Origin of the sequence: Serratia sp. M24T3 (assembly GCF_000257645.1) — a bacterium.
GTDB lineage: Bacteria > Pseudomonadota > Gammaproteobacteria > Enterobacterales > Enterobacteriaceae > Rouxiella.
In genome coordinates this window covers 215734-223289 of record NZ_AJHJ01000006.1, presented here as the reverse complement: position 1 = coordinate 223289, position 7556 = coordinate 215734, and the positions used below count along the sequence as shown (strand labels likewise).

Here is a 7556-nt window from a genome sequence, read left to right as displayed (position 1 = left end):
TGATAATACTCAAGCCACCCTTGCCGCTTTTAATGAAAAATACCGGGCAAATATCTCAATCAAAATTATCAATAACGATAAGAATTTGGGACTAAGTGCTTATCAGCGGCTGATTCCTATGGCCAAAGGCGATTACATTATTGAAGTTGATGATGATGTTCTTGAGTTTCCGGATGCAGTGGATGATGTATTTGTAAAATACCTTAACACTTTCAAAAAATTCGGTTTCTTGTGTCTCGATGTTGTACAAAATGAACATACCAACGGAGCTAAACCCCCAGCCTCCGAGTACACCGATTTTAGCCTGGATGGATTAACCCTCCAAATCGGCCCAACTGGAGGTTGGTGTGCCGGATTCAGGAGAAAAGACTATCGCCTGATCTCAATTTTCTTCGAAAGATTCACCAAATTAAGCTTTAACAACGGTGAAGACGGTGTCCTTTCCCGATACTTTAGAAGATTGGGTAAAAAATCTGGTGTGATCAAAGACGTTAAATGTTTCCATGCAGTGGGCCCATATTACGCTAAGCAATACAGCTCACTCGATAGGGACATTGAAAAGTACGAAACGGCGGGTATCACCTACCTGTCTGACGAGTATAAATCTCATCGTTGAATTCTTTCCGCCAGAGTCTTCTGGCGGATTTCTTGTCTTCATTCCACCTAGTCCGTAATTCCCATCCTGATTGAAACGCTTTTGATTAAGTGACACTGACGAAGACTCCCTCCTCTTTGATTGCACAGTAAATCTGCGAAAAGTACACCTTTCCTGACAGACCTTTACTGATGGATTAGAAAATAACCCCAGGAAACAGGTCGTTTTTTGAGCTAAACTGATTGCGCTACGTAAAATCTGAGAATCTTTAGTACCCGTTACCGCTCAATTTTTACGTATAACAATTTTTCTGAGGCTAACATCTATATAATCAACAACATATTGATAACATGCCGGAAAATGTAAACATCTACACACAAAATAAATTATTGAGCTATAGCGCAAAAAGTCCTATATTGGCCGCGCTTTAACTAGAGCTATTACTTTTAAATTCATTTATTCAATTGGGACGTTAGTGATAACCCCGGTTGTAGGAGAGATATGATGACGGATAAAGTCCGTATTGATACTTTAGGTGCTAATTCATTTACTGAAAACAATGAAACCTATTTGGCGAGACAAGCTGAATTTGAATCGAATGTTAGGAGTTATCCGCGCAAACTTCCTTTAGCGATCGCTAAAGCATTGGGTGTGTGGATTACCGACGTTGAGAATAATCAATATCTTGACTGCCTGGCCGGTGCGGGAACGCTGGCTCTTGGACACAACCATCCGGACATTCTTCAAAGCATCCAAAATGTCATTACTAGCGGCTTGCCGTTACATACGCTTGATCTGACGACGCCGTTGAAAGACAAGTTTTCAGACTATTTGCTGTCTATTTTGCCGGGTAAAGGCAAAGAGTACTGCCTGCAGTTCACCGGCCCTTCTGGTGCCGATGCTGTTGAAGCTGCACTGAAGCTGGCGAAGAAATACACCGGTCGTTCTGGCGTGATCAGCTTCTCTGGCGGCTACCACGGTATGACTCACGGTGCTTTGGCGGTCACAGGTAACCTGTCTCCAAAAGAAGCAGTCAACGGGATGATGCCAGAAGTACAGTTTATGCCTTACCCACATCTTTACCGCTGCCCGCTGGGCATTGGCGGCGAAGCTGGCGTAAAAGCGCTGACCTACTACTTTGAAAACCTGATCAACGACGTTGAAAGCGGCGTTCGTAAACCTGCGGCTGTTATTCTGGAAGCCGTTCAGGGCGAAGGTGGTGTTAACCCGGCTCCTGTCGAGTGGTTACAGCGCATTCGTAAAGTGACTCAGGAACACGGCATTCTGTTGATTGTCGACGAAGTTCAGGCTGGTTTCTGCCGTACCGGCAAACTTTTTGCCTTCGAACATGCAGGTATCGAGCCAGACATTATCGTGATGTCCAAAGCAGTTGGCGGCGGTTTGCCACTGGCAGTTCTGGGTATCAAGAAACAGTTTGATGCGTGGGAACCAGGCCACCATACCGGTACTTTCCGTGGTAACCAATTGGCTATGGCAACCGGCCTGACGACTCTGCAATATATGAAAGATAACAATCTTGCAGATAAAGTTGCGGCACAGGGTGAATGGCTGAAAGGCAAACTGGCAGATCTGCAGAAACGTTATCCAGTAATAGGTAACATTCGCGGTCTGGGCTTGATGATTGGTATCGAGATCGTTAAACCAAACGAAGCACAGGATCACATGGGTTGCTACCCTGCCGATGGCCAGCTTTCTGCTTTGCTGCAGAAAAAATGCTTCGAAGCGGGTCTGATTCTCGAGCGTGGCGGTCGTAACGGTTGCGTACTGCGCCTGTTGCCTTCTTTGCTGATCACCAACGAAGAACTGGGTATTTTCCTGGATAAATTTGAGCAGGCGTTCCTTGCCGCTGGCATCAAACCTGTTTGAGTGGAGTTAAAGACCGGATGTCGAAGTTAAACCCGATCCTTGCCGCCTCGGTGCAGAGCACTGAGGCTTACCAGCAGGCGATCGCCCAAAGTAGTGCAGCCGTTGTTCAGTGGCTGCAACAACCCGAGATGTATCAGGGAAAAAGCGTTGCTGAACTGCGTGAGCGTATTACTTTGGACTTCAATCCTCAAGGCCTGGGCAACCAGGCTGCGATTGAACGTGCGATTGAATACTTTTTAAAAGATAGCCTGTCGGTACATCACCCACAGTGCGTTGCGCACCTTCACTGCCCTAGCCTCGTAATAAGCCAGGCTGCGGAAGTGTTAATTAACGCAACCAATCAGAGCATGGACTCCTGGGACCAAAGCCCTTCAGCGACCATCATCGAAATCAAGCTGATTGAATGGCTGCGTACTCAGGTTGGCTATCAGCCTGGCGACGCCGGTGTATTCACCAGCGGCGGTACTCAGAGCAATCTGATGGGCCTGATGCTGGCACGTGACGCCTTCTTCGCGCGCCAGGGACATTCTGTGCAGCAAGATGGCCTGACTGGAGACCTGAAAAAGATTAAAGTCTTCTGTTCTGAAAATGCACACTTTTCTGTGCAAAAGAACATGGCTTTGATGGGCCTGGGTTATCAGTCCGTGACGCTGGTCAAAACCGATCGCTTCGCTCGTATGGATCTCAACGATCTGACCGAGAAATTGGCGTTGGCTAAAGCTAACGGCGAGCAAATTTTGGCGATCGTTGCTACAGCAGGTACTACCGATGCTGGCGCAATCGACCCGCTACGTGAAATTGCCGCTCTGGCCGCAGAACACCAGATCTGGGTACATGTCGATGCTGCATGGGGCGGCGCGCTGTTGCTGTCTGAGAAGTATCGCGATTATCTGGACGGAATTGAACTGGTCGACTCCATCACTCTGGACTTCCACAAGCAATTCTTCCAGACCATCAGCTGCGGCGCGTTCTTGCTTAAAGAATCACGTCATTATGAGCTGATGCGTTATCAGGCGGCATACCTGAACTCAGAGTTTGATGAAGCTCAGGGCGTGCCAAACCTGGTATCCAAGTCTCTGCAGACGACCCGCCGTTTCGACGCGTTGAAACTGTGGATGGGCCTGGAGGCATTGGGTCAGAAGCAATACGCTGCAATCATCGACCACGGCGTGACATTGGCGCAAGAAGTTGCCCAGTACGTTGGCGAACAGCCTCAGCTTGAGCTCGTCATGCAGCCACAGCTGGCCAGCGTGTTGTTCCGCTATCGTCCTGAAGCATTGGCAAATAGCGGCGATGCTGCTGTTGCCCTGTTCAACCAGAAAATTGGTGATGCGTTGCTGGACTCTGGCCGCGCTAACCTGGGTGTAACCGAGTCTAACGGTGTGACTTGCCTGAAAATGACTTTGTTGAACCCTACCGTTACGCTGGAAGACATCAAGCTTCTGTTGGCATTGGTAGACAAGACCGCACAGCAGTTGCTGACAGCCTAATATTCTATCCTGCATTTATGCAACAAAAGCCGAAAATAGTTAACTGTTTTCGGCTTTTTTATTGGTGCTTAAGACGCCCAATGAAGTTCATCGGGCGTTACTAGGCTGAAAAGTGTCAACCTATATCAGGACAAGTCCGGTTTATTTTTTTAACACGGCGTTAAACCAGCTTTTATGATCGCTAAACTGGTCACGAATAGCCGCATATCCACAGCGTCCGAATTTAGATGTATCAATTTCCATCCCTGAAGTCACAGCCACCACTTTGTTGCCTATAATTAATGGCCCACCAGAGTCTCCCGGATTGCAAGAACCTGTATCAGCATTTGCCCAGAGGATGTTTCGTGGTTGGTTTTGTACCGTCATTTTAGCCTGATACAGAGGTGTCGTAGTTCCCTGCGGATAAATAACGTTATCATGAGGGCCATAGCCCATCATTAAGCCGGTATCGCCTTGATTAGCATCATAATCAAAGCTGACTTGAGCATAAGAGGCCAGAGGATGCTCCTTTACCAAAGGTAGTAGAGCAATATCATGGTCGTTGTCAATAAACGCGATATTTTTAACCGCAACTTTCACTCCGTCGTTAGCCGGTAAATTATTACTGCCAAGGGTGCTGTAATGTACAGTGACCTCAGCTCCCGAGTTCACACAGTGGCGTGCAGTAAGAATATATTTCGCACTAACGGCGACGCCAGTGCAGCTTTTTACCCCCCCTTCAATCACTTGAACGGCCCAGGCAGTAGGAGGCGACAGCTCACCTCTCATGATATAGGCAGCGCTCGCATTAAATGACAACAGTACTGCACAGGCAATTACGGTATAAAACAGTTTATTTTTCACGCTTTACTCTTATTGTTGATAATCAAGGACAGTGACTATAACAGTGCGAGTTTTCGGAGACCCTTAAAGGCCCTCTCATATAACATCAGAATAATTAGTTAAACCTAACCTATTGAATTAAAACCCTAAAACACTGCCTGAAATGATAGGATACCCATAATCAAAGCGTTATTAATTCTTGAATAGTGCACAGTAGTTAATAAAAGCACATTGTATGTTGTAACTAAATATACCATTTTACATTATTAATGGTGAATTCCACGGCAACCTGCGTACCAGTGATTACACTTATTGATTACAAGGTGATTTTTATCAATCAGGAGTTAACATGACTACAAAAAGACGCTCAGTGCCTGGCATTCACCCTTATGATGGCCCCGCAGGCGGCTGGGGGGCTCTAAAAGCCACGGCGATTGCTGTTCGTACTCAAATGGATAATCTGACAGCTCCCGCTACGCTTTTACGCACTAATCAGCCAGATGGTTTCGACTGCCCTGGCTGCGCATGGCCAGATAAAGAGAAACATTCAACCTTCCAGTTTTGTGAAAATGGCGCTAAAGCCGTGACCTGGGAAGCAACCAGCAAACGTGTCACGCCGGAGTTTTTTGCACAAAATACGGTTAGCTCATTGCTTGAAAGATCTGACTTTGAATTGGAAGGCTATGGTCGTATAACTCATCCAATGGTTTATGATCGAGATAGCGACACCCTGCGCCCAGTCGAATGGGACGTGGCGTTTAATCGCATTGGTGAAATCCTTCGTGGGTTAGACTCCCCCGATGAGGCTGAGTTTTACACTTCAGGCCGCGCCTCTAATGAAGCAGCTTACCTGTTCCAGTTATTTGCCCGCGAATTTGGCACCAATAATTTCCCGGACTGTTCCAACATGTGCCACGAAGCCACCAGTGTGGGCCTGCCGCAGTCTATCGGTATCGGCAAAGGCACCGTTTCATTGGATGACTTTGATGAAACTGATCTGATCATTTCTATTGGCCACAATCCTGGCACTAACCACCCTCGCATGATGGGTACTTTGCATGAAGCGGCAAGACGCAATGTGCCCATCATTGTGTTTAATCCACTGCGCGAAAGAGCGCTAGAGCGTTTTGCCGATCCGCAAAGTATTATCGAGATGGCGACTTACAGCTCAACGAATATTGCCTCAACCTATTATCAGGTAAAGGCCGGTGGCGATGCTGCGGCATTGAAAGGCATTATTAAAGCCTTGCTGGAGCTAGAGGGTGAAATTGGCAATATTCTCGATTACGATTTTATCGCCGAGCACACGCAAGGTTTTGACTTGCTGGCCGCCGATATGGCAGCAACCCGTTGGGATGATATCGAGAAAGAAGCTGGCCTGACTCGAGATAATTTGCAAAAAGTCGCGGCGCTGTATGCCAAATCAAAGGCCACAATTGTGACCTACGGCATGGGCGTTACTCAGCACAACAAGGGCACCGCAAATGTTCGCTTAATTGCCGATCTACTGCTGTTAAGAGGTAACTTCGGTAAACCCGGTGCAGGAATTTGCCCGTTGCGTGGTCATTCCAACGTTCAGGGCAATCGCACTGTGGGCATTACCGAAAAACCGTCTGCAGCGTTTCTGGAAAAAATTCAGCAAGTATTTGGCTTTACCCCTCCGAAAGAGCACGGACACGACGCCGTTAAAGCGATGGAGGCAATGGTCGATGGCACCGCAAAAGCACTGATTTGTCTCGGTGGCAATTTTGCCGTTGCGCTTCCCGACCCGGAAAAATGCTTCCCCGCCATGCAGAATCTCGATTTGAGCGTACACATAGGCACCAAGCTTAATCGTTCACATCTGTTAGTCGCCAAAGAAACCTATGTTTTCCCGTGTTTGGGTCGTACCGAACTGGATTTGCAGGACAGCGGTCGTCAGTCAATTACTGTTGAAGACTCAATGTCGATGGTCCATGCATCTTCCGGTAAGCTAAAACCCGCCTCTGAATGGCTGCTTTCAGAACCCGCTATCGTCGCGCGCATGGCCAAGGCTACCCTGCCCCAAACTAAAGTGCCGTGGATTGAGCTGGCCGGGGATTATCGTCTAATCCGTGATTTGATCGAAAAAACGATTCCGGGCTTTGATAAATACAATCAACGTATCGAAGCGCCCAATGGATTTCGCATGCCTCTGCCTCCGACAGAGCGCAAGTGGCCAACGCCAACAGGTAAGGCAATTTTCTCTGTGTTTGACGGCATCACAGAAGATATCTCTATTGATGACCCGGAAATGCTACGGATGATTACTTTGCGTAGCCACGACCAGTACAACACGACAATTTATGCCATGGATGACCGTTATCGCGGAGTATTTGGCCGTCGGGATATCCTGTTTATGAATGATGTGGATCTTGAATCACGCGGGCTGGAGCATGGCGATTTAGTGGATATTGAAACATTGGTCGCGGGTAGTCATCAGAGACTGGAAAATATTACCGTCATTGCCTACAACATCGCTCCGGGTTCAGTAGGAGCCTATTATCCAGAGGCTAACGTATTGATTCCACTAAACTACATTGATAAAGAAAGCGGTACGCCTTCTTATAAATCGTTGCCGGTAAGAGTGTTAAAACACCTTGTGAGTTAAGCCTAATCCCCTTCGGGTAGAGTCACTCGTAGGGGATTTAGTCTCCAACAATTGAATCGCTATCACGTCACTCGGCTTAACTGCTAAAGATTTAATTAAAAATACTCTACAAAATCGCTGATTCACTGCCATC

5 protein-coding genes are annotated in these 7556 nt (G+C 47.4%); 4 read left to right on the top strand and 1 reads right to left on the bottom strand.

The genetic code is table 11. From position 1 onward, the window contains the following. The 3 genes from SPM24T3_RS07850 to SPM24T3_RS07840 form a co-directional block, all read left to right on the top strand. The coding region (locus tag SPM24T3_RS07850; protein ID WP_009636196.1) for a glycosyltransferase at positions 1-616 on the top strand (616 nt) is incomplete at its 5' end. 483 nt (positions 617-1099) lie between these two features. Beyond that, entirely contained in the window at positions 1100-2482 is a 1383-nt protein-coding gene (locus SPM24T3_RS07845) for a diaminobutyrate--2-oxoglutarate transaminase (RefSeq protein WP_037377885.1), read from the top strand. 17 nt (positions 2483-2499) lie between these two features. Beyond that, positions 2500-3972, top strand: coding sequence for an aspartate aminotransferase family protein (locus tag SPM24T3_RS07840; RefSeq protein ID WP_009636194.1), 1473 nt, complete (start codon positions 2500-2502; stop codon positions 3970-3972). A 141-nt stretch (positions 3973-4113) separates the two neighbouring features. Here SPM24T3_RS07840 and SPM24T3_RS07835 read toward each other — a convergent pair whose 3' ends face one another. Beyond that, a complete protein-coding gene (locus tag SPM24T3_RS07835; RefSeq protein WP_009636193.1) occupies positions 4114-4815 on the bottom strand; it encodes a S1 family peptidase in 702 nt (233 codons plus the stop codon). Between the two features lie 328 nt (positions 4816-5143). On the opposite strand from SPM24T3_RS07835, the gene SPM24T3_RS07830 reads away from it, so the two are divergent. Beyond that, positions 5144-7423: an FdhF/YdeP family oxidoreductase gene (locus SPM24T3_RS07830; protein ID WP_009636192.1), complete on the top strand. Its 2280-nt coding sequence runs from the start codon at positions 5144-5146 to the stop codon at positions 7421-7423. Positions 7424-7556 lie beyond the last annotated feature (133 nt).

Bases quoted from the DNA above. Each gene is read 5' to 3' on its own strand.
- SPM24T3_RS07830 (WP_009636192.1), top strand. From the start codon at position 5,144: ATGACTACAAAAAGACGCTCAGTGCCTGGCATTCACCCTTATGATGGC.
- SPM24T3_RS07845 (WP_037377885.1), top strand. From the start codon at position 1,100: ATGACGGATAAAGTCCGTATTGATACTTTAGGTGCTAATTCATTTACT.
- SPM24T3_RS07840 (WP_009636194.1), top strand. From the start codon at position 2,500: ATGTCGAAGTTAAACCCGATCCTTGCCGCCTCGGTGCAGAGCACTGAG.